Source organism: Proteus sp. G4415 (assembly GCF_963896075.1).
Lineage (GTDB): Bacteria > Pseudomonadota > Gammaproteobacteria > Enterobacterales > Enterobacteriaceae > Proteus > Proteus mirabilis.
The window spans coordinates 1-25,740 of record NZ_CAWQOK010000158.1; the positions used below are offsets into that span (position 1 = coordinate 1).

Sequence of the window (25,740 nt, forward strand, 5' to 3'; positions counted from 1 at the left end):
AAAATAAGTTTATTATTAAAGAATAGTTTTAAATTAACATTTCACTTAAATTAACTATTCTTTATAAAAATTAGTTTGATGATAAATATGCCATGGCACTTCGTTAATCAATTAAAATAACGCATTGATATAATCAGAAGTAAACCCTCGATATTGGAGATAGCGGATCTGTTTCGCTCTTTCTTTAAAATCTTTGGGTTTACCTGTACCAAATTTTTTCTCTTTAAGATCTTGGCAGAGTGCATACCAATCAGTTTCTGTTTCTTCTAGTACCCGTGCAATAATTTCACTGGGAAAGCCTTTTTGCCGTAACTCTTGGCGAATACGCAGCGGGCCATAAGATTTACTTAAATAACGACGAAAAAAAGCATATACCGTGCGATTATCATCCAGATATTGGCCTTCTAATAATCGCTCGATCACTTGCTCTAAGCATCTTTCATCGGTTGTGCTCTGTTTAGCTTTATCGACTTCGTTGATCCTTCGTGCTAAACGGCGTTTCAGCTCAGTGGTACCATAATCACGACGCGACAACATAAATATAGCGTATTGGTATAATTCATCATAAGTCATCGCAACTCCTTAATGTTATTGCACCCCAGTTTGGTATCCTGCATATCTTATCGCAGTTACTTATCAATGCGACCAATTAATCGGAACTTATCAATAGCTGTACAAAAATAGTACAATCACGCTTGGTAAACCCCGTTATTTATCACCATAAAATCATCTGCTTTTATTAAGAATAACTGAAGATAAAGATGATTATTAGTTAAAAACACTTAGATAATACCGTGATAATACATATTGCTAAGCATTTTTATCTGCAATTAGCACTTATAGCTGGTGACCATATATAAGAAAAAGACTAAAATTTCGCGCTACTCTTTTACTTACTATTTGGTTATTTTTTATTTTTGTGGGTTATATATGAACTTTTCTCATTTTAATAAGGTAGTGTTTGCTGCCTCTCTTCTTGCTACTGGCTTTTCTTATGCGGATAGCGATCGCCCTCTGCTCTCTTTAAGTGTAAGCCAATCTGGCGGCACTGCGTTAAATAGCGAAGGTTCGTTAGATACCCGTACTCCTGCAAGCCAATCTCGCGTATTACCTATTTGGGGTGATGAAGCTCGCGCCCGTGGTTATGATTTACCAGAGCCATTTGGTGCAAGCTATAGCTATATGAATCTACGTCAAGATATTATTGTGGATAAAATTGGTTTTTCATCACCAGCACTACCTCAACTTAGTGATATAGTCAAAATTGATGTTGGACATACACGCGAAAAGAGTGAAACTCATATGCTCAAATTAGATAGTTGGGTTTTGCCTTTTTTCAATGTTTATGGCTTATATGGTAAAACAAAAGGTACATCTCGTTCAGTCTTAAAAAATGTTAATGTTCAAATCGGCCCTTTGGTTATCCCTGTTGCTAAAAATGAAATATTTAATTTAGATTTTGAAGGAAAAACCTATGGTGCTGGTTTTACTTTAGCGGGTGGTTATAACCAATTTTTTGGTACTTTTGATTTAAACTACACCAAAACAAGTCTTGATATTCTTGATGGGGATATTAAAGCCTTAGTCATTTCACCTCGTGTTGGCTATGAATTTGTTCTTCAACCTTTAATCACCGGCCAAGGTAATACCAAGCTACAAGTGTGGACAGGTGCCATGTATCAAGATATTACCCAACGCTTCAAAGGTGACGTAAGTAAATTAAGCTTACCAGCTAACTTTGAAGATATGGTTAATTCATTTGGTGGCAATATTAAATTCGACGTTGAACAACATCTTGCTCATAAATGGAACCAAACGGTAGGGGCTCGTTTAGAAGTCACCCGTAACTTTAATGTGATCACCGAAGTGGGCTTTAATAATCGTAATAGTTTCTTTGTTTCTGGTGAGTTCCGTTTTTAATGGTTAAAACATCTTTTATTTATGGGCTGGCCTTTGCCAGCCTATTTATTTCACACACAGCGAATGCCCAACTCTTTCCTGATAGACAACAAATCGACCAATGGTTAAATCAACTAGGAGGGAGCAATAATTTTGATCGCAGTAAAACCATCGACTGGGGCGTTTTACCCGGGCCTTTCTATACCCCTGAATTAGAGTTGGGGCTTGGGATCGCCGTTGTTGGGCTTTATCAAGCAGATAGTCGTCCCGACAGTAAAATTTCATCACTGTCATTAAGTGGCTTTGGTTCATCAACCGGGGCTTTTGGTATGACTTTTAGTAACTATACTTACCTTGCTGATGATACATGGCGCTTTTACCTTACTGGGGCATTAAATAATGTGCCGACCAACTTTTGGGGACAAGGCTATCATGAAGGACGAGTTAAAAAGAACTTTGCACAATATCGTTCACAAGAGCTACATTTAACGCCGACATTGCTACGTCAAATTACCAAAAACACCTATATTGGCTTAGGTTGGGATTACGCTAACTTACAAGCAGCAGCACCTGATGATGAGTTTAAAGCCTATATGAGCAAACGTCATTTGCCATTACGCTCTACCAGTTCAGGATTAAGTGTGCGCTTTACCTACGACAGTCGCGATTTTTTGCCTAACGCTCGCCAAGGCCAAGCCTTTGATATTAGCTATACTCATTATTCATCGGATACTGGTAGTAATAACCGTTTTAATGCAACTCAAATGCAGTACAACTATTATTATCCATTAACCGAAGATGCGGTACTCGCCTTTGATAGCTATGCTCGCTTTACCTCAGGAGATGTACCATGGACGCAACTGTCTAAATTAAGTAACGGCCATCAGATGCGTGGCTATTATGAAGGGCGTTATCAAGATAATCATGTCTTTTCTAGTCAGATAGAGTATCGGCAAAAACTTAGTTGGCGTCATGGTATTGCATTATGGGCCGGAGGTGGCACATTGAGTAATCAAGCACGTGATCTCGGTAAAGGACATTGGCTACCCAGTGTTGGTATTGGTTATCGTTTTGAATTTAAACCACGCATGAATGTACGCCTCGATTTTGGTGTCGGTAAAGAGAGCACCGGATTTTATTTCCAAGTGGGTGAGGCATTTTGATGTTAACGCGTTTGGCTATTTTTAATATCATCTTCATATTGGTCATTTCAGGATGCACTACCTCATCTGTGTCTGAAACCATTGCTGCTCATCTGGAAAGTGAGACTCAAGAAGAAGCCTCACAAGTTTGGCAAACGCCCCCCGCACTTGATGCACCTAATGGATTAAGGCCTTGCTGTGCTTTTGGCTATAATTTAAAAGTCAAAGCATGGGGAATACCTATTCCTTTTTATCGTATCGATAATATTGTTGAAGCTTCTACTTTAGGTGATCATCGCTATAACGATAACTTTTGGCTGGGAACTGCCGCAGTATTAGGCATAGGCAGTGAAAAGTCGGGCATAGTCTATTCACATAAAGGGGGCTTTCTTGATATCGCCCATATTCGTGATACCGCAGATTATACTTATTATCTCTTTAGCCATATCTATCCCAAATTAGGCCAAGAGTGGACGCTAACACTCAGTGACGAATTAGCACAGCGTAAAATTCACTTTAACCGCTTTACTCCTCCTAGTAGTGATCGACAACGTTATACCTTAAGTGCTTATCTTGCCGCGCGTTTAGCTTATCGCCTTGCCGTATGGCATGAGATTGCACAGTGGTACGGTTATCGCTCTGTAGCGGGATTTTCAGAAGGGATCTCCGCATTCTCACCAGAAGATCTCTACTCTAACCTAATGGGGGCGCGCTTATCACTTACCCTGATCCTCAATGGTGATGCCACAAACCTTGAGCACTATAACCAATCAATGCAGCGTATTATTCCCTCAGCACTCGCTCAACTAGAGGCGCAACCTCGTCAGGCCACCCAGCAGTGGTTTGATTTAATTGATGGTCAATGGTGGAATAGCCAAGAGCGGGTACCCGATAAATTTTTAGTATTAAAGCGTGATTATCATCTTGCTGACAAACGCTATCCGGTATTGCCTTTTGGGGAGACAACTCCACCTCATTACCTGACATTACCCGATGTTTACGCAGGCTATTCTTTAAAACAATTAGCAGAATTTCAGCTTTGGCCTACTAAACAGATGGCAAATTTACCCATCCCTAAAACATATTGGAAAGAAGCGGATTTTGCTGATTTAGCAGAAAAAGCTCGCCAAATCGATCAAAAAACTCGACCAAAAACAACAAAAAATGACTAAATATTGAACAAAATTGACATATTAAAAACGCTAAATTATGATAAATTTGAGTTAAATAGCATTAATTTATATAAGAATAACTGAACAATAATCAAAAATCACATTTTTTGTTAAAAGAAAAAAGCGATTATAAAACGAGGTGTTCCAGTAAATAAGATACATTTTATTAACAATGCACTCGTAGTTATCCTAATGTAAGGCGATATTTTGTAGCTATAGAAAAAGTAATTTGCTAGTATTCGTTCGATTTTTATCCAGTTAAACGAGGAGAAGCAATGCCCTCTCAATTGATGAGGACAAGTGCCGTCTTCGCTTTCTTGATTTCACTACTCTTTACTGGTGTGAGTTTTGCCTCTACCAGTACCGGCAGTTCCCGAATGCTGCAGGCGGATACATTCAAAAGCACGACAACCTCGTTGCCAGATTTGAAAAAATATCCCTCGGGAACTCAGCGTAAGAAAGCGTTTTTAAATGTCATAGTTCCTATTATTGATAACATTAATAATAAGATATTGAGAGATCGTGAGTGGTTAACCGCTCAACGTAAAGCCCAACACTGGGGCAGCGCAGATTTGAAAAAACTGCGTGAAATCTGTCAATACTATGGCGTAACATGTACCAGCCCCAAAAAAGTGAATTGGGATTCGTTACTGGCTCGCGTTGATATTATTCCGACTCATTTTGTCGCAACGCAAGCCGCAACAGAATCAGGTTGGGGAACATCAAAATTGGCACAGCAAAACAATAACTTATTCGGTATGCGATGTGGTAACCGGTCTTGCAATAATGTCCCTGGGAAAACCAAAGGCTATGCAGCCTACCCGGATATTGAAGGCTCAGTGATTGCTTATATGCGTAATCTCAATACGCACCGCGCCTATAATTCACTGCGCTCATCAAGAGCACAGCAAAGAATGACGCAACAGCAACTCGATCCACGCCAGTTAATCACCGACTTGAAAGGCTATTCAGAATTAGGTTCAAGTTACAATGATTATCTGACCGAAATGTTCGACTCAAATAAAAAGCTGATCACGCAAGTTCAGTTACAGTCGAAACGAGAAAGTTAGTCCTAAATAGCTATTCATAGCAAACAAAAGCCACTTTTCATTTATCTGAAAAGTGGCTTTTATTTATCACAAGATAATCTTTTGATTGAAAGCAAGCTAATAATTCATAATATAGGGAGTAACACATTTGGTATGACTGTTAAATCACACCCTTAGAGCCATTTATGAATTTTTTTTCATTCGAGTTTCTCGGAGCCTTTACGAGCTTTTTTATTATCTATTGGCTCTTCCAAAAACAGGTTAAGATCCAAAATATCTTACTCATCATAGTAAGTTATGCTTTTCTATTCTATGTCGACTACCGTCCTGCTGTTATCTTATTAAGCTATACGCTTTTGATTTACTCATTAGCCAATATACTCACCCGCTATACATCAACGAAAGTGATTTATTGGTTACTGGGGCTGTTAGTTGCCCTCTATTTTACTGCCTTTAAATATTACTCATTTTTCCAAGAATCATTGACACAACTATTCTCACAGTGGGGATTAAGTGTTGAATTGCCAATTATTGAACTACTGGCACCATTAGGGTTATCGTTTTATATCTTCCACTCTGTTAGCTATGTCGTTTCAGTGTGTCGCAAAGAGATCCCTAAAGCCCCTTTTCTTGATGTCGTGCTCTACTTATGCTTTTTCCCAAGCATTGTGGCGGGACCGATTAATCGTGCCAAACAATTTTTACCACAAATTCAAGCACCAACCCGTAAAATTATCGACTATAAAGGGGCTATCATGCTGATTGTATTAGCAATCGCTAAGCTCTTTTGGTTAAGTGGTTGGTTGTCGACAAATTATGTCGATCCTATTTTTAATGCCCCTGATTTAGCCACTAGCGGACAAGTACTGGTGGCGACCTATGCTTATGCATGGCATATCTATTTTAACTTCTCGGGTTATACCAATTTAGTGACAGGTATTGCGCTATTACTGGGTTTTGTTGTCCCTCGTAACTTTAATGCACCTTATTTAGCCATCAATCTTGCTGATTTTTGGCGTCGTTGGCATATAAGTTTATCAACGTTTATTCGCGATTATGTTTATATCCCTTTGGGGGGAAATCGTAAGGGCGTTATTCGACAAAATGTGAATGCCTTTGCCGCGATGGTTATCTCTGGTTTATGGCATGGCGCAGCTATGACGTTTATTATCTGGGGAGCCATTCATGGTATTGGTGTGGTGATATTAAATATCAAACACCGCCTTTTCCCCGCCGCTAAACATGACGCCAATAGCATGCTAGCATCATTAAAAATGTTGTTATCTTGGATAATTACCTTCCATTTTGTGTGCTTTGCGTGGATCTTTTTTCGCAGCCAAACCGTCAATGATGCTTGGATATTAATTCAACAACTCTTTAGTGCAGGTGCTTGGCAGTCGCTACAAGCCGAAGGGCTAACCCTGTTTATGTTCTGGGGACTGTTCTTACTGTATCCTTGTTTTGTCACTTTAAGGGCAATTATTGCGCGACTTGAGAAAAAAGTGCCTTGGTATGTTTATCCACTACCATTAGCGTTGATCCTTACAATTATATTTATGTTGTCTCCTGATGGGGTTCCGGGATTTATTTATGCCAGCTTTTGATTTCAGTTCAAATTTAAAAAAGACCGTAAAAGTGGCTTTAATGGTGCTCTTCAGCACACTATTTCTTATTTGGCTAAACCAAACATCATTAGAGCGCTTTTGGCAACAACAATACCATCGCCCAGCCCCTTGGTCGGGTTTATCACAATATTATGCTTGGCAAGTGGGAGGTCAGTTGCGAGATGGCGTATTTGTCGCAGTAACAAGCTATAGTGATTATTTGCGAGTTAATCACCCGGATAATCAGGCTAAACCAATAACGCCTCGTCAAGAACAAACCGCCTTTCCAGAAGGATTTGCAGTAGGGCTACATTTTATCAATGGCTATACTCGCCCCGCTTCGCAATTAACACAACAGTTTCCACAACTCCTACAACGTCAATATGCACAAGGTACATTAGCAAATACATCAACTATTGATCTGACAAAAGCCGCTGCTGAAGCCCAAAAACCTATTGTGCAAAAAACAGATGTCATATTATCTCCCAAAGACAAAGTGCTGTTTGCTGGAGATTCAATGATGCAAGGCGTTGCCCCCTTATTAAAACGTCAATTGCAAACAGATTATAATATAAGCAGTATTGATTTGAGCAAACAGAGCACAGGATTAGCCTATCCTAAGTTTTTTAATTGGCCTCAAACTATTGCTAATCGGTTAGCTAGCGATGATTCCATTAAGTTACTGGTTGTTTTTTTAGGGCCTAATGATCCTTGGGACATGCCCCCAGATGGTGGCGGACGTTATTTAAAATTTGCCAGTGAAGCGTGGGGTACCTTATATCGCGCACGTATCGCCAGCATTATTGATAATGCGCGCCAACATAATGTGAGTGTGATTTGGATTGGTCCTCCGAATATGCGTAAGCAAAAATTATCTCAAGGTATGGCTTATCTAAATCAACTTTACCGGGAAGAAGCAGAAAAAACGGGAGAAATTTACCTTTCTGTCAATGATATGTTTAAATATGAAAAAGATATTTATTCTGATTATATCGGTGATGGTAGCAGCCGCGTGAAGCTAAGAGCAGGCGACGGTATTCACTTTAGTTTAAAAGGGCAACAAATCATTGCTCAGCAGGTATTCTCGCGTATCCATCTGCAAAAAGTTGATGATGTGCCAGATGATGTAACAGACAAAAATATGGTCACGCCAAATGAAACAATTAACGCACATCCTTAAACCTCGAACCTTAGTCAGTCGTTCTATTATACTGGCTTTGGTTTCGCTGTTAGTCGCTTGTAACCAAGAGAAAGATAAATCTCTTACGCTATCAACACCTAGCGTGTTACCTGCAGATGGTTCAAGACAACTCTACAACTACCACGATCCCAACTTTGCCGCTTTTGCGCAAAAGTTAAAGCAACGACGCCAAAGGGTACATATCGTACAGTTGGGTGATTCACATACCGCTGCGGATTTTTTCAGTGGTAAACTACGTGAACGTTTTCAAGCTGATTATGGCAATGGTGGTATAGGTTTTATTCCCCCTACCGCTATTGCGGGTCAACGTATTGCCAATATCCAATATCAAAGCAGTAAAAAAGCGTGGGATTTACTTTCTAGTCGCAAAGAAAGCGATCCTGATTTTCCCTTAGGGGGATTTATCGCTGAGCCAGTCGCGAAATGGTCAGCATTGCAACTAAATGAAAATCCGACAACAGGTCAGCGTTACCAATTACAAGCGTTATATAAGGCGCCTACGGCTTCACAAATCCATTTACAATCCGCTGGCAGTAAAACACTTTCACTTTCACAGACACAAGGTGAATGGCAATTTTCTAAACCCACAACGATCACCTTCCCAATCAATATTACGATTAGTAAAAACCAACCGATAAAATTAGGCGGTTGGTTAATTAGCAACCAAAAGCCAGGGGTGATGTTATCCGCATTAGGTATTAACGGCGCAACCATTAATATGATGGATAAATGGGGAGCACAGTGGAGTAAAACATTAGGCCAATTACATCCCGATATGGTGATTTTAGCTTATGGCACTAATGAAGCCTTTAATGATACGTTTGATTTAGTGGCTTACCGACAACTGCTTGTTGAAAAAATTCGTCAAATCCGCCAGCAAGCCCCGAATAGTGCCATTTTATTAATTGGTCCGTCGGATTCTATTAAGAATAAAGACGCATCAGATTGTCGCTCTCAGCAACCCCAATGGTTAACCGATATTATTCGTATCCAAAAGGAAGTCGCTCAACAAGAGCGTACATTATTCTGGGATTGGCGCGATTATATGGGTGGAGAGTGCTCAATTAAAGCATGGTCTATTTATGATCTTGCAAGGCCGGACGGTGTCCACCTTTCTCGTGAAGGGTATGAAAGTAGTGCAAATACTCTCTATAGCCAATTATCAGCGCTGATTAATAAAAGTTAGATATTATTATAACGAAAAGGAGCCTCAGCTCCTTTCTCGTTATGTGGACTCTCAGTCATCGCATTATTAATTATGTAAAGCATCAATATATTTAATGACATCAACACTCGCTTGTTCCATTTGCTGAATATACTTCACTACCGCATCCTGATCACCGGCCATATTCGCCGCCAATGCAAGACGCCCACTTTGATGAACCAATTTATGAGGCTCTTCTAAACGACGAAAAGCTTCACTGCCAGCAAATTTGCGTCCTTCACCTTGGTAGTACCATTTTCCTAAACGACATTCAGTATGCTGATTAACACAATTTTCATCATCATTATTTAATAAGTGAATATAAATCGCTTCTTTCCATAAAACATGATCTATTTTCACAGTATTAAAAAATTGTTGTATCGACATAAACTGAAAGATATTTTTTAAATCATTGGCTTGTTGAGCAAGCGCAGATAAATTAGCATGACCTTCCGTAACAAGATTTTTTATTTGCTTAAGTTGTTCTTGATTTTTCTGAGTATTTTGTTTTATTGGTGTAAAGCGGGCACTTACATTATTGTTGATAGACGCTATTTCTGAGGCCTGATTTTGGATCTTTTGTGAAAGGCTTTTCATCTCTTGTGCTAATACAGAAAATCCTGCACCTGCATGACCTATATGTCCTGCCTCTATTGCTGAATTAATTGATAATATATTGGCTTGATTTGACAGTTTATCAATATTATTAGCGCTATCTTTTATTTTATTTAGCCATTTAGCAAAATTCTCAATTTCTTCATTACTATGAGTAAAATGCTCATCAATTTCATTAAAAAAGACCACTAATGATTCTGCATTGATAAGCATGTCATTAAAGAGATGTTCCATTTCTTCCAGCAATGCTAGCTTTTCTTGTAATTTCTGACTAGATGCCAAAATGGAATCACGAATAAGTGTAATAGTATGAATATTACACTCCGTATGCTGTTTAAACAGTGAATTATAATCACCCATAAAAATATCAGCCTCACCATGTTCACAAAACAATAAGACCTGTAGATTAATCAGTTGTTAACTATTTTCTATCAGATTTAATGGTGATTTATAGCAATGAAAAATGGCGCACCTATTGATGCGCCATTTGTTAAAAAGGAACAGCTCATTTTTATAAAAATGCAAAGAAAATCATTCCAACCACTGCGCCTGTAGTACCTAAAATGGTTTCCATTAATGACCATGTTTTTAAGGTTTGCCCTTCTGTCGCACCAGTAAATTTACCGTATAACCAGAAGCCGGAGTCATTAACATGGCTTAAAATAATAGAGCCACCGGCAATACAAACCGATAACGCCGCCATTTGTGCACCGCTATAACCTAATTCACTGATCACCGGTAACACTAAACCAACCGCAGTTAAACAAGCCACAGTCGCAGAGCCTTGAATAACACGTACAGCACCTGCAAGAATAAAACAAGCCACAGCAATCGGCATACCTGCACCAATTAATGCATTCCCTAATGCTGGCCCCACACCTGAATCCACCAGCACCTGTTTAAATACGCCACCAGCACCCGTGACTAATAAGATGATCCCCGCAGGTTGGATAGCCGCAGAGCATACTTCCATGACTTTTTCTTTGCTCATACCACGGCGAATAGCCAAGCCATAAATAGCCACTAAACACGCCACAAGGATGGCAATAAAGGGGTGACCAATAAACTCAAGAATATTGAATAGCTGAGAGTCAGGCTCAACAAAACGCGCACCAATGGTTTTACATCCAACCAAGACTAATGGCAATAAGACCAATGCAAGACTGAAGCCAAAAGAAGGCATTTTACTTTGTCCTAAGCTTGGCTCATCAAAATCTTTCGGTAATTCTAAGGTCACATAACGGCTAATAAAGTTACCAAAAATAGGCCCCGCTAATAACATACCTGGAATAGCTGCACATAAACCAATTAAGATCATCCAACCAAAATCAGCATTCATCTGGTCAGCAAGCAACATAGGCGTTGGCCCCGGTAATAAGAAGGCAGCGGCCCCTGCAACACCGGCAAAGAGAGGGATCGCCATTTTAACAACATTTCCCCCCGTACGACGGGCAACAGCAAATACCACCCCGATCAGTAAAACCACCGCAACATCGAAAAACAGAGGTAATGCGCAAACTAAACCCGCAATACCCAGTGCATAGTTAGCCCGTTTTTCACCAAAGGATTTCAGTAGCCGTACCGCAATTTGGTCTAATGCCCCCGTTTCATGCAGAATTTTACCAAACATTGCCCCCAAGGCGACCACGATGGAGAGAAAACCCAGAGTTCCCCCCATTCCGTTTTGCATGGTTTGCGTGATTTTTTCTAACGGCATACCAGAGAAAATGCCAGCACCAATAGCAACAATCATTAACGCAATAAAGGCGTGTAAACGCGCATACATTACAAAGAAGAGCAATAATAGGACGGAGCCAACCGCAGTTAGCACCAGTGTTAATGTACTCATACCGCACTCTCCTCAGTAATAGGTTTAGTAACAGATTCTATAGTGTTGATGACATTTTCAATCACGTTATCAAGAGATGGCGAAATATCTATTTCATAAACATCAGGTTCGTCATTCGTTGGCTCTTCTAATGTTTCAAATTGAGTAATCAACATCTGTGGTTTAAAGAAGTGACCTTTACGCTCTTTTAAACGACTTTCAATTAGCGCGTAATCCCCTTTTAAATAGAGAAAATGTAAGCAGTGATTACCTTCTCTTAACATATCGCGATACTGTTTTTTTAATGCGGAACAAACGATTAATGACACTTTATTGGTTCTTTGCATTGCAAAAGCAGCATCATTGAGAGCGTGTAACCAAGGTTTGCGATCTTCATCATTTAAAGCATGACCTGAAGCCATTTTAGTGATGTTTGCACGAGGATGAAGGAAATCGCCATCTAAAAATGCCGCACCGATACGTTGTGCTACACCATTTGCAACCGCTGATTTACCGCTGCCTGATACCCCCATTAAGATAAAGACATGGTGTAGGGATTGGGTATCTTTCATATATTGCTCCTTTAGGCAGTTATTAACTTTTTTGTAATGTTACCCGTAACTGTTACGGGTAACATTACTCGATCCAGAAAGATAAAAACAACCTACAAAACAAACTATGAAATGAAAGTGTGAAGCGTCTCGCAAATAGATTGTGGAAAAACAACAAAGTTACAACAAAATCATAAGTAATTGATAAGTTAACGACTGATTTTTACAAAGCAAAAAAACGTCAGGATATATCACTCTATAATCCCAAATAGGGTCAATAAAAAAACCCTACCAAAGAAAAAAATAATTTAATAATCAAATAAATAACTAAATACTTTCACCGGTGATGATACGGAATCCCACATCAATCACTTGCCCACGAGCAATTTTACCCTTCATTCTTTTTAGTAATAAATCCGCCGCTTGTTGTCCCATTTCATCACGTGGCGTAAAAATACTGGCTAACCGTGGAGTCATGACTTGTCCCACATCATGACCGTGGAAACCGGAAATAGCAATTTGCTCAGGTACCGCAATCCCCATACGCTGACATTCGAAAATAGCCCCTATCGCAATATCATCATTGGTGCAATAGAGCCCATCTAAGTCAGGATATTGCTTGCGTGCCTCATGTAAAAGTTCTGTACCTAACGAATAAGAAGAGCTTTTAGGTGTCATCACATGACCTATGGGTAAGCCTGCTTCTTGCATCGCTTGTTCATATCCTTGTAAACGCATTAATGTTCGCTCATCTTGTCTTGCCCCAAGATAGATAATTCGTTTACAACCACGGTGGATCATTTCACTGACCATTTTTCGCGAGGCTTCAATATTGTCTAACCCTACCGCCGAATCAAAACAAGGTGAAACACTATCCATAATTTCCACCACCGGAATACCCGCCGTTTCCAGCATTTTGACCGTTTTGGGTGTGTGTGTTCTTTCCGCTAAGATCAAGCCATCAATATTATAAGAAAGCAGAGAAATAAGACGCTCTTCTTCTTTTTCTGCTTGATAGCCATAGTGCGCCAACATAGTTTGATAACCATATTTATCCGTCACAGATTCAATACCACGAATAACTTGTGCAAACACTTGGTTAGTAAGAGAAGGCAATAATACGCCAATCGCATGGCTGGTCGCATTCGACAAAATATCAGGTGCACGATTAGGAATATAATTCAGGCTGTCTAATTCACGAGCGATTTTGACTCGTAATGCTTCGGAAACTTGTTCTGGATTACGCAAAAAACGACTAACTGTCATTTTTGTGACACCAACACGGTCGGCAACATCCTGTAATGAGGGGCGTTTTTTTTTCATTTTATATCGTAACTATCCAAAATATCAGTATTAATACGCACTTGAGGTTTATTTAACAAACCTGATTATATCCTTAGGTTATACACTATTTCGAATAAAGTTTATCGGATGTCTTCTTAGATTTAATTTTGAATGCCTCTCCCTTGACTTAAGCCAAAGGAAATATAGTATGCATCGTTATATAATTTATGAAATAACGATTATTAATATAAAACAACACTACAGTGTGAACCTATGGCTATCCACAGACGACAATTTCTGAGTTATTTAGCGACGCTTGCAGCATTATCAGCACTGCCACGTTGTGCAAGAGCGGCAATCACTTCACGTATCGCCGCTCAATTTGGTGTGCTTCCTACACCAGAAAATATTCATCGCGTTATTAGCGCAGGCCCCCCAACCGACCAACTGTTGTTGGCTTTAGTACCAGAAAAATTATTAGGTTTCTCCTCGCTTAATCTAGGAAAAAGTAGCTTATTTGCTGACAAGTTGCGTAAATTGCCCCATTTAGGCCGTCTGTCTGGCCGTGGTAGTACACTCTCCTTAGAAACATTAATGGCGCTAGAGCCAGATATCATTATTGATAGTGGTAATGTTGATGAAACCTATCGTTCATTAGCTAAACGTGTTAGTACGCAAACAGGTGTACCTTATGTGTTAATTGACGGCAGCTTAAAAGACAGCCCCACTCAGTTACGCCAAACGGGGGCTTTATTAGGTGTGGCAGAAAAAGCAGAAACATTAGCACTTATTGCAGAGCAGTATCTTAGTGATGCGACCTTGTTTGCTTCTACTCTAAAAATAAGACCTCGTTTTTACCTTGCACGTGGTGCAAAAGGCTTACAAACGGGCTCAACAGGATCTATTCATACTGAAGCTATTGAACTATTAGGGTTCGAAAATGTCGCTGATATTGCTGGTTTTACCGGTCTTACTGATGTTTCCCCTGAACAACTCCTTATGTGGAACCCTGAGGTTATCATCACACAAGATGAAAATGCCTATCAGCAAATCAGGCAAGATTCTATATGGAAAAATATTCAAGCCGTTAAAAATAATAAAGTATTATTATTTAAAGGCTTACCATTTGGCTGGTTAGATGGCCCTCCTGGTATCAACCGTTTAATGGGAATGCGTCGCTTACAGAGCCATTTTGACCATCGAATAGCAAAACAAGCCACGCAAGATCTGCAAAATTACTTTGCTTATTTTTACCATACATCGTTAAGTGCTGAGCAATGCCAGCTGTTGATGAGGTCTTCATGAGCCAATCAGCACGTATCACACTGTTGTTGCTGTTATTCTCAGTGGTTGTAGTTATTGCTATCACTAGTGGTAAGTATTCACTTACAGTCAATGAACTGTGGACAGTCGTCAGTAGCAAATTAACCGGGCATATTGAAGAGAGTCGAACAGCAACTGTGTTCTGGCAAATACGCTTGCCTCGAGTACTTGCTGCCATTTTAATTGGAGGTGGACTTGCTATTGCGGGGGCGGCTTATCAAGGTATGTTCCGTAACCCACTAGTATCACCTGATATTCTCGGAGTGTCATCAGGGGCTGGAGTCGGTGCTGTATTGGGTATTTTTCTTGGTCACTCCATGTTGTCAATTCAGCTTTTTGCTTTTGTGGGAGGACTTATCACTGTTGCTTTAGTCTATTTTATTGCCAAATTGGCGAAACAACAGGATCCGGTCCTTTCTCTCGTTTTAGTTGGTATTGCGATTAGCGCCTTATGTGGCTCAGCTATTTCATTAATGAAAATTTTAGCTGATCCTTATACTCAGCTACCTTCCATCACTTTTTGGCTGTTAGGGGGGCTATCAACTATCACGGCGCCTGATTTACTCTCTGTTGCACCTTTAATGCTACTCGGGTTTATTCCACTGATTTTATTACGCTGGCGAATGAATATTCTCAGCCTTTCTGATGAAGAAGCGCGCTCCTTAGGCCTTAATGTAGAAATTACCAGACTTATCTTTATTTTATCGGCCACATTAATCACCGCGAGTGCAGTTTCTATTGCGGGTATTATTGGCTGGTTAGGTTTAATTGTTCCGCATATCGCAAGATTGTTAGTTGGTGCTAACTTCGGATATCAACTGCCTATTTCCTTACTTGTGGGCGCAACAATGTTATTAATAACGGATACACTAGCACGAACTATTGCGAATATTGAGTTGCCTTTAGGCATTTTAACCTCAGCTATTGGTGCGCCTTTCTTTCTGATGTTATTACTCAAAACAAGGCGGGATAGATGATCATCACTGCAGCTAAACAACTCACAATTGGCTATAAAACAACACCCTTGATCCAAAACCTCTCTTTTTATATTAAACAAGGGCAAATTGTCTGTTTATTAGGCGCAAATGGCTGTGGTAAAACCACGTTGATGCGTACCTTACTTGGTTTGTTACCCAGTCTTGCAGGCCATATTATCATTGAAGGCAAAGAAATAAGTAAGTGGTCACCAACTGATTTAGCCAAAGTGATTGCCTATGTTCCTCAAGCAACCCACCTCCCTTTTTCTTTTAAAGTGATTGATATGGTGATTATGGGGCGTGGAGCACATATCTCTTTTTTCTCGATGCCTAGCTCACAAGATAAAGCAATGGCAATGGAAACCTTAGAAATGCTCTCTCTTTCGCATCTTGCTCACCGCACTTTTGATACGTTAAGTGGTGGTGAAAAACAGTTGGTATTGATTGCACGGGCTTTGGTGCAACAACCTAAATTACTGATTATGGATGAACCTGCTGCCAGCCTTGATTTTGGTAACCAAATCAAGCTAATTAACCAAATTAAGACACTAAAAGCCTTGGGTATAAGTGTGTTTATGTCTACACATCATCCACAACATGCCGCTTTACTGGCAGATGAGGTGATTTTACTCACCCCTCATCGCCACGTTTTACAAGATAAACCTGAGCTTTTGCTCACCCCCGAACATTTAGCTCAGCTTTATAATGTGAAACCCACTGATATTCAGGCGCACTTTTACGCCTACCCTGATAATAACAATCCATATAGGCAAGAATATGAACACCATTGAAACCACAGATTTTGCTGAGCTTTATAAAAACCATATGCAACAGGCACAAAGAACCAAAAAAGAGCCTGAACATTGGGATAAACGCGCTGAAAAAATGGCAGAAAACTGTGCGGATCCCAACGATCCCTATTTGATCAAGTTTCGTGAAATGATGGATTTTTCCGATGCTGAAACACTATTGGATGTCGGCTGTGGACCTGGCTCTATTAGTATTCATGTTGCTGACAAGTTTAAAAAAATAATCGGGATAGATTATAGTACCGGCATGCTAACCGTTGCCAAACGTAGAGCCGCACAAGCGGGTATTCATCATGCTGATTTTCTTCATTATTCATGGGAAGATAATTGGGATGCGCTTCCACCTTGTGATATTGCGGTCGCTTCACGCTCCACATTGGTGATGGATTTAAAAGCTGCGCTGTTAAAACTAAATCGCCAAGCTAAATTACGGGTTTATACCACTCACACCGTATCACCCACTTTTGTTGATCAACGTATTCTTCGCTTATTAGGTCGCAATGTTCCCACATTGCCGACCTATATTTACGCAGTCAATATCCTTAACCAAATGGGGATCCACCCTAAAGTAGATTATATCCGTAGCCGTAATTGCCAAAATAATTTTAATAGCCTTGAGCAGTTTATTGACAGTATTAACTTCTCTGTAGGGCCTTTAAACGAAAATGAAATTGCACACTTAACCACTTATTATCATGAAAGTATGAAAAATGATGTGGCCCTTATCTCGCCAACGCGTGATTGGGCGATGGTTTCTTGGGATGTCGTTCCTGAAAGCGAGCTAACCTTATGATTTATTATCCCGATGCTTTTCTTGATAATTTATTGCTGGAAGATATTCAATATGGCGATTTGACTTGTCGCGCACTCAATATTAACCATCAATTAGGCACAATAACTTTTACATGTCGTGAAGCCGGCTGCGTCAGTGGAATCACCCTAGGCTGCCGTTTATTAGCAAAATTAGGACTGACTGTCACCGCACATCTACAAGAAGGTGATTTTGCCAAGCAAGGTGATTGTTTAATTAGTGCAGAAGGTCGAGCAGATGCACTACACCAAGGCTGGAAAGTGGTGCAAAACGTGCTGGAATGGAGTTGTGGTGTGAGTGACTATATGGCAAAAATGCTCGAAATCTATCATCGCTACCAACCTAAAGGGCAAATTGCGTGTACACGTAAAAATATCCCTAATACCAAATTACTGGCCACTCAAGCGGTACTTGCGGGTGGTGGTATTATTCATCGCCAAGGCTGTTCTGAAACTATTTTACTCTTTGCTAACCATCGTCATTTTTTATCCGAGCCAAATAATTGGTTACAACAGGTTACACAGTTACGCCAAGCAGCACCTGAAAAATGCATTGTTGTGGAAGCAGATAACTTACAACAAGCAAGAGAAGCGTTAAAAGCGCAGCCAGATATCTTACAACTGGATAAATTTTCTATTGAAGATATTACCTTACTACAACAAGAGGCTCCGCAGATTGCCCCACGCTGTCATCTTTCTGTCGCTGGGGGAATTAATCTAAATACTATTGAAAAATATGCCCAAACAGGGATCGGCTTAATGGTGACATCAGCACCTTATTACGCACCACCTAGTGATATCAAAGTTCGCCTTTACCCTAAAAATTAAATCAAAACACAGATAAAAATATTAGTTTATTGACTGATAAAGATGAGTGCCTACATTAGGTAAGCACTCACTTTGTAACTTTAACTTGCGCCTATCGTTATATAAACAATTATATATTGAGATTAAAATAATGAAACTAACACCTCTATGCTGTTTATTCCTTGTTCTACTGCCTTGCAGTGTAATAGCCCAGACAACTTACCAGCAATCAATCCCTGATGTATTAACCGTTTGGAGCAGTCCCATTGCGGCAAATCCCGATGTATTAACACAACAACAAATGCTCGAACAAAATAAAGTCAATGCGGCACAAGCACTGGCAACATTACCTGGTATTGTGATGCAAAAATCAGGTAATCGTAACGAATATACCCTTAAAGTACGTGGTTTTGATAGTCGCCAAGTTCCGGTGTTCTTTGACGGTATTCCAACCTATGTGCCTTATGATGGCAATCTCGACTTAGCGCGTTTTACCACTAACGATCTCGCCAGTATCGAAGTTAACAAAGGTTATACCTCATTACTGCAAGGCCCTAATCTGATGGGAGGTGCAATTAATATCACCACCGCAACGCCTCGCAAACCATTAGAAGGTCATATTGCTTATTCGCAAGGTTTTGCTCGTGGTGCTGATTATGCTCATAACATGAGTGCTCGTTTAGGAGCACGTACTGAATATGGTTTTATCCAAATTAGTGGCAGTCAACTCCAGCAACGTTTTACCCCCATACCTAATGCAGATGAAAATAATAACGCAGTTGGGACACATGGACGTCGTAGTCATTCAGCAACAGATGATAAACGAGGAATGATCAAAGTGGGTTGGACACCACGCGCTTCTGACGAATATACCCTCACCTATGTAAAACAAGATGGTAATAAAAATAGTCCACCGAATAGTGATCCTAATGCCAAAGGTCGATATAAATATTGGGCATGGCCAGATTATAATAAAGAGAGTTACTACTATAGTGGTGTGACACAACTTACGGATAGCATAAATCTACAAAGTCGTGCTTATCATGATAAGTTTGAAAATACCCTTTATATGTATCCTAAAAAAGGTAATAGGGTCGATTATAGCCATTATGATGATCACAGCACAGGCGCTGCATTACAATTCGGTATCGATATGGAGGAAAGTGATCTGCTCTCTTTTGCGGTACATTGGAAAGATGACGTTCACCGTGCCCAAAAAGAAAAAAACGGTGATTGGGTACGTTTTAAAGATAGAACTTGGTCATTAGCCACAGAATATCAATGGGTAGTGAGTAACGATCTTGATGTCGTTGGCGCCATAAGTTACGACTGGCGCAAAAGTATCGATACAGATAAAAAGGCTGATAACAACAAACAAAATGCCATTAACTGGGAAATCATGGCTAAATATTCATTAGCCAATGACGATAATATACGTTTTACAATCTCTGATCGCAGTCGCTTCCCTACCCAAAAAGAGCGCTATACCACCGAAAAACCCAAAGATGGATCAAGAGGGATTATTAACCCCAATTTAGATCCAGAACGCGCATTATCCTTTGATATGACCTACGAAGGTTATCTCAATGAGAAATGGGGCTACCAAACTAGCCTATATTACAATCGTGTAAGTGATGCCATTATGGCGCATACGCTTTATCGTCACGGTGAAGCGCTATTTCAAAACCAAAACAGTGGACGTGTTGATTATCTAGGCTTGGATATTGGTACTAAAGGGAAAATGACCGATTGGCTAGAACTTGGCCTAAATTATAGCTATATCCATAGTGATCCAAAGCAAGTTGACCATATTGAAGGTTTACCAAAACATAAAGCCTATATGTGGTTAACCTTTATTCCTGTTGAACAAGTGCGCTTTACTATTATAGAAGAAGCACAAAGTTGGACTTATAACCGTATAGATGAGAATAATAAACTGGCTGGCTATACAAAAACCGATCTACGGTTAGATTATGATGTTGGATATGGTATTTCAGTTAATGCTTCCATTAATAATCTTTTTGATAAATCTTATCAATATACACAAGGTTATATAGAAGATGGCCGTAATTATTGGTTAGGCGCTGAATATAAATTCTAATCAGCTCACTCAATTATAAGTAAAAGCGCTATTAAAAAATAATAGCGCTTATTTTTCAATATTCATAAATCCATATTATATGCAAAAAATAATCTATTAATAAAATATCAGAAACGTAAAAATCCTTTTGCCATTTCTAATAAAGTGTTCATTGTACTACTGACAATCTTAACAAAATTATCATAATTACTATTTGCTGTACTGTATTTTTTGGAAAGTTCATCTAAATTAGTGTTAATTTTCTTATCTAATGCGTCGATGGTTTTTCTGAATAACTCAAATTCTGTTTGATTAATATCATCCGTGTTAGATACCTTCTTAGATAGATCATTTAGCAATTTTTCTAGGTCAGTACAATCAATTCTACCTCGACAATCAATGTCAACATCAGGCTCCCCCCCACGCCTTTGTATTGATACGCTTATTCCATTTATACCTTTTAATAGTTTTTCTAACGCATCTGCCGCATTATTTACCTGTTGTAGATCGCTATAATGAACTTCTTGGCCATCAATGGTGCGTAAATATGTCCCATCCTTTTGATGTTGAAAAAACAAACGAGATTTAAAAACAAAAGGATCGTCGACAGTACCTGTTGGATTTTTATATTTATCTCTAATGTTAGATAAGTCATTAAAAAAAGATTTAAAATCAAAATTCACCGTACCTTCTTTACTTCCTGCTTTCTGATATTTATTTAAATTAGATATGGTTTGCCTTAGTTCATTGACAAAATTCATGTAGTTAGAAAAGATATCCTTTAATACATCTAGATAATCCGCTTTGCCTGAAACAATAGATTGTTTAACATTATTAAAAAGATCACTTAACGAATCAGTCTCATAACTATTATCTTTTTTTCTAAGATCATTTAGATCATTAGAAAATTGATTTAAAAAATTATTTTTATCATTAATGGTTTTATTATAATCATCATCTAAATAATAATATTTATCTGTATCAGGTAACTTCTCTATAAATTTATTCTTTCTATTATTATCATAATTCATATCTTGATATTCCCGATTAGGTTCCCAAGATAAAAAATCCTCATCTTCTAGCAGGTTTTCGAAATAATTATCAGTATTTACTCTAGTATTTAAATGAGGTAAATCGTTAATCCCCTCAGTATAAACTGAAATATCATTAGACATAATCTTAACCTTTTATATTAAATAAAAGTTTATAAAAAAATATGATTTTATCTTTTAAATTAAGCCCTTACATTTGAAGAAATCGTAGAAGCTGCATCCTGCTGAGCATGAATTATCGCTTCTATTGCTTGTAATAATGCTCTTATAACTTCAGTCACTTCTCGCTGTATCTCATTGTTATTATTAATCACATTATTATTAATACTTCCTCTCGCATCCAATACTTTTTGTTCACCTTCAATTGTGCTACTTTCAGATTGCATAGTTTGGTCTGCAACCCTTGCTAATGGATCTGCCAAAGATGAAATAGTATTTCCCATCACTATGGTTGGATTGGAATGCCCAATAAGCTCTTTCCCCATCCCTTTAATAGAAAAAGTGGCTCCCATACCATGTATAGCCATAGAAATTCCAGCACTAGTAATTGCAGAACCAATCATAATATTGGCTTTTTTATTAAGATTATCTTTTACTTTATCGGCTATATCCAATTCAATGTTCATTAGCATCACACCCATTTCTCTGGATGCTTCAAATTTTTTTATCATTGTTTCTAAATATTTAACAATGAGATCTATTAATTTCATCATATCGTCTGAAACAAAATTAAAAATCCCTGTTTTTTCTATTTTAACATGATCGTAAATATCATTATCATTATCTACTTCTAATGAATCTAATATCTGTTTAAGATCTGGTTTAGTTATATGCTCTGGTTCAGATAAAACAGGCTTTAGATTAACTCTGTCTATTCCTGTTAATTTACTTAAGCTAGGTGCTACCTCTTTATATAACTTATTTCTATCAATAATACCCTCACCTTCATCAGCATTATTGATTGTAGTTTGATAGTGATTAGATACATTATCACTATTAATCTTCATACTCATATTTATACCTCACTAATTTTTTATTTAAATAGATATATTTCTTATCATGTCTGATTTTAATTTATTACTTACTGAAGATTTATCGCTGAGGTTTTTTAAAATATCTGTTATAGAATCAATATTCTCATGATAAGTTTCCATTATCTTATCCATTAATTTTTGAATAATATCTAAAACCGCAGTTAATTTTTTACTACCGGCAATAGACTGGATTATTTTTGACGCGATAACAGAACCATAAATATTAACAGTATTTGTTGCTGCTGAATTGGTTAACTTAGAAGCAACCACCGTTCTATTCAACATAATACTTGCTTTTTTAGAAATCTCTTTAGCTAACTGCTTATCAATTTTTTCCAGTGCTTCTTCAAGCGCTTTAATAATGATATCTTTGATCATTTTCCCCAATACCGCTTCAAGTCCATCATTGAGCACTTTTTTTAGTATTTGTCTAATTTGCTGATTCGATATTTTATTAACCGCATCTGAAATACCTTTCATGGCAGGTCCAATAACAAAACTCAATGCCGTAGCGGCAACAAATAAAACGACTGTGACAAGTATTTTAGTTGCCATTTTCAATTTGTCTTGTATTGAATTTTTCATCTCTTCGATGATTTTTTTATCTAGCCCTAATTCTTTGAGTCCATCCAAAGAACTATTAACTAAACTCACTAGAAAATCACTAACCTTATCGATAGCTTCCATAACCGCATCTGATATGGGTTGCATAATCTCATCCATAAAAGATTTATTATGAATAGATTGATACACTTCATCAGCAATAGTTAACCCAGCATCAGCAACAAATAAGGTTGTTGCGACTCCTATTAATACCATTGAAGAGCCAGCGGTAAAAATAGAAGAAACACCTGCAACAAGCGTTAATAATCCGCCTAATATTTTTAAACCAATACCAGCCCAAAACTGAATTTCTTCTTGTTTTTTGATTAATGATTTTTGCTCTTCAACTTTATCTTTAAGTGATTTTTCAGTCACCTCTTGCATTTCATTAAAAAGTTTCTGTTCACTTTCCGAACGATGTAACATGACCTTTAACGTCAACTCACGTGTCTTAGATAACAGAAATGTCAGTAATGACATACCGGATAAAGAGTTAGATGCAATTTCAAGCTCCAAGGAACTTTGTGAAATAGTCAGTTCTTTAAATAGACCTCTTATTTCTGCTAATTGTTTTTTTATTGATTCACTTTCTTTTTTGTTGATCAATGCCTTTAATTCATCAGTATGTGAAGTAATTTTATTGATTTTATCTTCACTTAAAGAAATATTTGGTAGGTAATTAAAAGAATCATCAAAAAAACCATCCAATTTTTTAGATAAATTATCTAGTTCATCTAATGAAAGCTTAGAAAAATCACTAGGAAAGTTTAAGAAAGGGAAAACATCTTCAAGGGCTTTTTCCATATCCACTTTAGAGTGAATATTTCCTAATAATAACTGTTGAATTAATGAATCAGGAATATTGCAATTATTTAAAAAACTTTTAACTTCAGACTCTTTTTTGAAATTCTTTTCTTTTATTTGGTTATAAACTTCCATCCAGTAATCAACAAAAGCACCTTTGGTTTTATCAAGCTCATTGAAGCCAGATTTAAAAAGTTCTTTTAAATCATCTATGCCATTAGATAGCTTTTGTAATTTATCTCTGTAATAATCAAATTTCTCTGGATCTTTAATTTTATTCAAAATATCTTCATGTATAACATGCTGGTAAGATAATTGTAAAAATAAAAAATCATAATCTTTGTTGGATTTTTTATTTTCTAAATGATCGGGACTGGAAGTAGGTAATGATGAATTTTGTTGTGCAGATACGTCAAGATGATCATCTTTTTTTTTATTATTCTTCGGTTCTTCTTCTGCTAAGGAAGGCTTAGTATTGTCTTCATCATTTTCTAGTGAAAATGTCGTCATTTTATATTGTGGATCATCTTGAATATTAATTCTTTTCGCATTCCTCTCCTGTTCATGAGGTACTCTAAGAAGTGGTATATCAAACTTACTTTGATTCTCCTTCTGTTGTTGAGTAGTCACATAATTACTTATATTATTAATTGCATTTGCTTGCTTAGTAGTATTTTTAATAACATTTTTTACTTCTTCAGAAACAAAAGGCGAAGCTAATCTACTATGTTCATTACTTTGATTAATCTTATTCATACTATTATTCCTTTTCTTCCTTTTCTTCCTCTTTATTAAGGACAACAAGAGGAATATCTTTTAATAGCTCTAAATAGCTATTAGCCTTCTCTTTTATCGTTTGATCATTAATATTTTTAGCCACCTGATGAAAACAATATTTAGCTTTTTCTTTTTCACCAATTGATAAATTACATTGTCCAGCATAAAAAACAGGTCGATAATCATTTTTAGCATTTAGATAAGCTAAAGCATAAAGATCGATAGCTGCTTGATATTGCTTTTTTAATTGATTAACTGCAGCAAGTCCCATAATGTAATCAACATTATAAAAATCATAGAGACATAAAAACTTAAAAATCGCCTCAGCTTCATCTAACTTCCCTTTCTGATAAAAATCATACGCAAATGAATAAATCCCTTCCATAAATCCATCTGGAATTTCACTTTCATCTTTGATAGATGCGCCATTTTGTACAATAGAAACAATGTAGTTTGCGAGCTGATCTAATTCTTTTTCTGACATTTTTTCATATGCTGACATTATGATAATCCTTTCATCTATGATGAATAATTAATAATAATATTCTAACTTAATTATTAATTACCCACTTTAATAAAACACACGTCTATATTCATAATTATAAATATTTCGACTAAATTTATTAATTATTGATATAGTCCATTTCTTCTCGAGATAACCCTTCAATTTCTACTCTTTTTAGCCAAATAAGAACATCCATAACATCTAATAAATCTTGATCTATTATCACTTCAAATAAATGATATTTATGATGTAGCTTCCTTGCTAATTCAGGATAACGAATAACGGGTGTACCAACTTTTTTGGCATAGGCCTTTACTGCTAATGCTTTAGCATTAGTACAACTCAATGAAACTATTGGCATTATGCCATTATCAGGATCGAAGTAGATACCTACCGCGACATGTGTGGGATTGACAATAACAGCTGATGAGTCGCGGATCACACGTTTCATTGGCTCATCGAGTAATTCTTGATGAAGTTGTCTACGTACCGATTTTATTTCTGGATTTCCTTCCATATTTTTATGTTCTTGCTTAACTTCATGTTTTTCCATCATCATATCTTTTATGAATAAAAAGAAATCAGCAATAATATTTAAAATAAGAATAGG

Annotated in this window: 23 protein-coding genes; 13 read left to right on the forward strand and 10 right to left on the reverse strand. The window is 37.7% G+C overall.

The window, feature by feature from the left end:
- Positions 1–111 precede the first annotated feature (111 nt).
- Positions 112–573, reverse strand: coding sequence for a regulatory protein RecX (locus AACU95_RS17195; RefSeq protein WP_012368461.1), 462 nt, complete (start codon positions 571–573; stop codon positions 112–114).
- 357 nt (positions 574–930) lie between these two features.
- Between AACU95_RS17195 and AACU95_RS17200 the strand changes: the two genes are divergently transcribed.
- The 7 genes from AACU95_RS17200 to AACU95_RS17230 all read left to right on the forward strand — a co-directional run bounded on the left by AACU95_RS17200 (position 931) and on the right by AACU95_RS17230 (position 9,253).
- Positions 931–1,920, forward strand: a complete 990-nt coding sequence (locus AACU95_RS17200; protein WP_141192311.1) for a hypothetical protein — start codon at positions 931–933, stop codon at positions 1,918–1,920.
- The gene (locus tag AACU95_RS17205; protein ID WP_004245803.1) at positions 1,920–3,062 is read left to right on the forward strand and encodes a BamA/TamA family outer membrane protein; all 1,143 of its coding nucleotides are present in this window, start codon (positions 1,920–1,922) and stop codon (positions 3,060–3,062) included. Before AACU95_RS17200 ends, AACU95_RS17205 begins: the two co-directional genes overlap by 1 nt.
- Positions 3,062–4,213, forward strand: coding sequence for a DUF4056 domain-containing protein (locus AACU95_RS17210; RefSeq protein ID WP_141192312.1), 1,152 nt, complete (start codon positions 3,062–3,064; stop codon positions 4,211–4,213). The genes AACU95_RS17205 and AACU95_RS17210 overlap by 1 nt, the downstream gene beginning before the upstream one ends.
- Before the next feature lie 275 nt (positions 4,214–4,488).
- Complete coding sequence (locus AACU95_RS17215) at positions 4,489–5,283, forward strand: protein bax (RefSeq protein WP_004250146.1); 795 nt, start codon at positions 4,489–4,491, stop codon at positions 5,281–5,283.
- A 164-nt stretch (positions 5,284–5,447) separates the two neighbouring features.
- Positions 5,448–6,866: an MBOAT family O-acyltransferase gene (locus AACU95_RS17220; protein WP_004245806.1), complete on the forward strand. Its 1,419-nt coding sequence runs from the start codon at positions 5,448–5,450 to the stop codon at positions 6,864–6,866.
- Complete coding sequence (locus AACU95_RS17225) at positions 6,853–8,046, forward strand: SGNH/GDSL hydrolase family protein (protein ID WP_012368465.1); 1,194 nt, start codon at positions 6,853–6,855, stop codon at positions 8,044–8,046. The genes AACU95_RS17220 and AACU95_RS17225 overlap by 14 nt, the downstream gene beginning before the upstream one ends.
- Positions 8,021–9,253, forward strand: a complete 1,233-nt coding sequence (locus AACU95_RS17230) for an SGNH/GDSL hydrolase family protein (protein WP_004249223.1) — start codon at positions 8,021–8,023, stop codon at positions 9,251–9,253. The genes AACU95_RS17225 and AACU95_RS17230 overlap by 26 nt, the downstream gene beginning before the upstream one ends.
- Positions 9,254–9,319: 66 nt before the next feature.
- On the opposite strand, the gene AACU95_RS17235 is transcribed toward AACU95_RS17230, so the two are convergent.
- From AACU95_RS17235 to gntR, 4 genes are all read right to left on the reverse strand, one after another.
- Complete coding sequence (locus AACU95_RS17235) at positions 9,320–10,246, reverse strand: methyl-accepting chemotaxis protein (RefSeq protein ID WP_004249221.1); 927 nt, start codon at positions 10,244–10,246, stop codon at positions 9,320–9,322.
- Between the two features lie 151 nt (positions 10,247–10,397).
- Positions 10,398–11,735, reverse strand: a complete 1,338-nt coding sequence (gene gntU, locus AACU95_RS17240; RefSeq protein WP_004245814.1) for a gluconate transporter — start codon at positions 11,733–11,735, stop codon at positions 10,398–10,400.
- Positions 11,732–12,286, reverse strand: a complete 555-nt coding sequence (gntK, locus tag AACU95_RS17245; RefSeq protein ID WP_004245815.1) for a gluconokinase — start codon at positions 12,284–12,286, stop codon at positions 11,732–11,734. The genes gntU and gntK overlap by 4 nt, the downstream gene beginning before the upstream one ends.
- Positions 12,287–12,592: 306 nt before the next feature.
- Entirely contained in the window at positions 12,593–13,588 is a 996-nt protein-coding gene (gene gntR / locus AACU95_RS17250; RefSeq protein ID WP_004250141.1) for a gluconate operon transcriptional repressor GntR, read from the reverse strand.
- 234 nt (positions 13,589–13,822) lie between these two features.
- Between gntR and AACU95_RS17255 the strand changes: the two genes are divergently transcribed.
- From AACU95_RS17255 to AACU95_RS17280, 6 genes are all read left to right on the forward strand, one after another.
- Positions 13,823–14,854, forward strand: a complete 1,032-nt coding sequence (locus tag AACU95_RS17255) for an iron ABC transporter substrate-binding protein (RefSeq protein ID WP_017628511.1) — start codon at positions 13,823–13,825, stop codon at positions 14,852–14,854.
- Positions 14,851–15,849: a FecCD family ABC transporter permease gene (locus AACU95_RS17260; protein ID WP_017628510.1), complete on the forward strand. Its 999-nt coding sequence runs from the start codon at positions 14,851–14,853 to the stop codon at positions 15,847–15,849. Before AACU95_RS17255 ends, AACU95_RS17260 begins: the two co-directional genes overlap by 4 nt.
- Positions 15,846–16,640 (forward strand): ABC transporter ATP-binding protein, encoded by a 795-nt coding sequence (locus AACU95_RS17265; RefSeq protein ID WP_004245819.1) that lies wholly within the window; start codon positions 15,846–15,848, stop codon positions 16,638–16,640. Before AACU95_RS17260 ends, AACU95_RS17265 begins: the two co-directional genes overlap by 4 nt.
- On the forward strand, positions 16,627–17,451 hold the full coding sequence (locus AACU95_RS17270) for a class I SAM-dependent methyltransferase (protein WP_004245820.1): 825 nt from the start codon (positions 16,627–16,629) through the stop codon (positions 17,449–17,451). The genes AACU95_RS17265 and AACU95_RS17270 overlap by 14 nt, the downstream gene beginning before the upstream one ends.
- Entirely contained in the window at positions 17,448–18,296 is an 849-nt protein-coding gene (gene modD, locus AACU95_RS17275; RefSeq protein ID WP_004245821.1) for a ModD protein, read from the forward strand. The genes AACU95_RS17270 and modD overlap by 4 nt, the downstream gene beginning before the upstream one ends.
- Positions 18,297–18,426: 130 nt before the next feature.
- On the forward strand, positions 18,427–20,376 hold the full coding sequence (locus tag AACU95_RS17280; protein WP_012368469.1) for a TonB-dependent receptor plug domain-containing protein: 1,950 nt from the start codon (positions 18,427–18,429) through the stop codon (positions 20,374–20,376).
- Positions 20,377–20,483: 107 nt separating this feature from the next.
- Here the strand turns inward: AACU95_RS17280 and AACU95_RS17285 are convergent, their stop codons facing one another.
- The 5 genes from AACU95_RS17285 to AACU95_RS17305 all read right to left on the reverse strand — a co-directional run.
- Positions 20,484–21,530, reverse strand: coding sequence for an IpaD/SipD/SspD family type III secretion system needle tip protein (locus AACU95_RS17285; RefSeq protein WP_017827364.1), 1,047 nt, complete (start codon positions 21,528–21,530; stop codon positions 20,484–20,486).
- A 59-nt stretch (positions 21,531–21,589) separates the two neighbouring features.
- Positions 21,590–22,420 (reverse strand): type III secretion protein, encoded by an 831-nt coding sequence (locus tag AACU95_RS17290; protein ID WP_161734768.1) that lies wholly within the window; start codon positions 22,418–22,420, stop codon positions 21,590–21,592.
- Between the two features lie 24 nt (positions 22,421–22,444).
- Positions 22,445–24,604 carry a type III secretion system translocon subunit SctE gene (gene sctE / locus AACU95_RS17295; protein WP_017628509.1) on the reverse strand — a complete coding sequence of 720 codons (2,160 nt, stop codon included), beginning with the start codon at positions 24,602–24,604 and terminating at the stop codon, positions 22,445–22,447.
- 4 nt (positions 24,605–24,608) lie between these two features.
- Positions 24,609–25,127, reverse strand: a complete 519-nt coding sequence (sicA, locus tag AACU95_RS17300; protein WP_141192281.1) for a type III secretion system translocator chaperone SicA — start codon at positions 25,125–25,127, stop codon at positions 24,609–24,611.
- Positions 25,128–25,248: 121 nt separating this feature from the next.
- The coding region (locus tag AACU95_RS17305; protein ID WP_202608873.1) for an EscU/YscU/HrcU family type III secretion system export apparatus switch protein at positions 25,249–25,740 on the reverse strand (492 nt) is incomplete at its 5' end.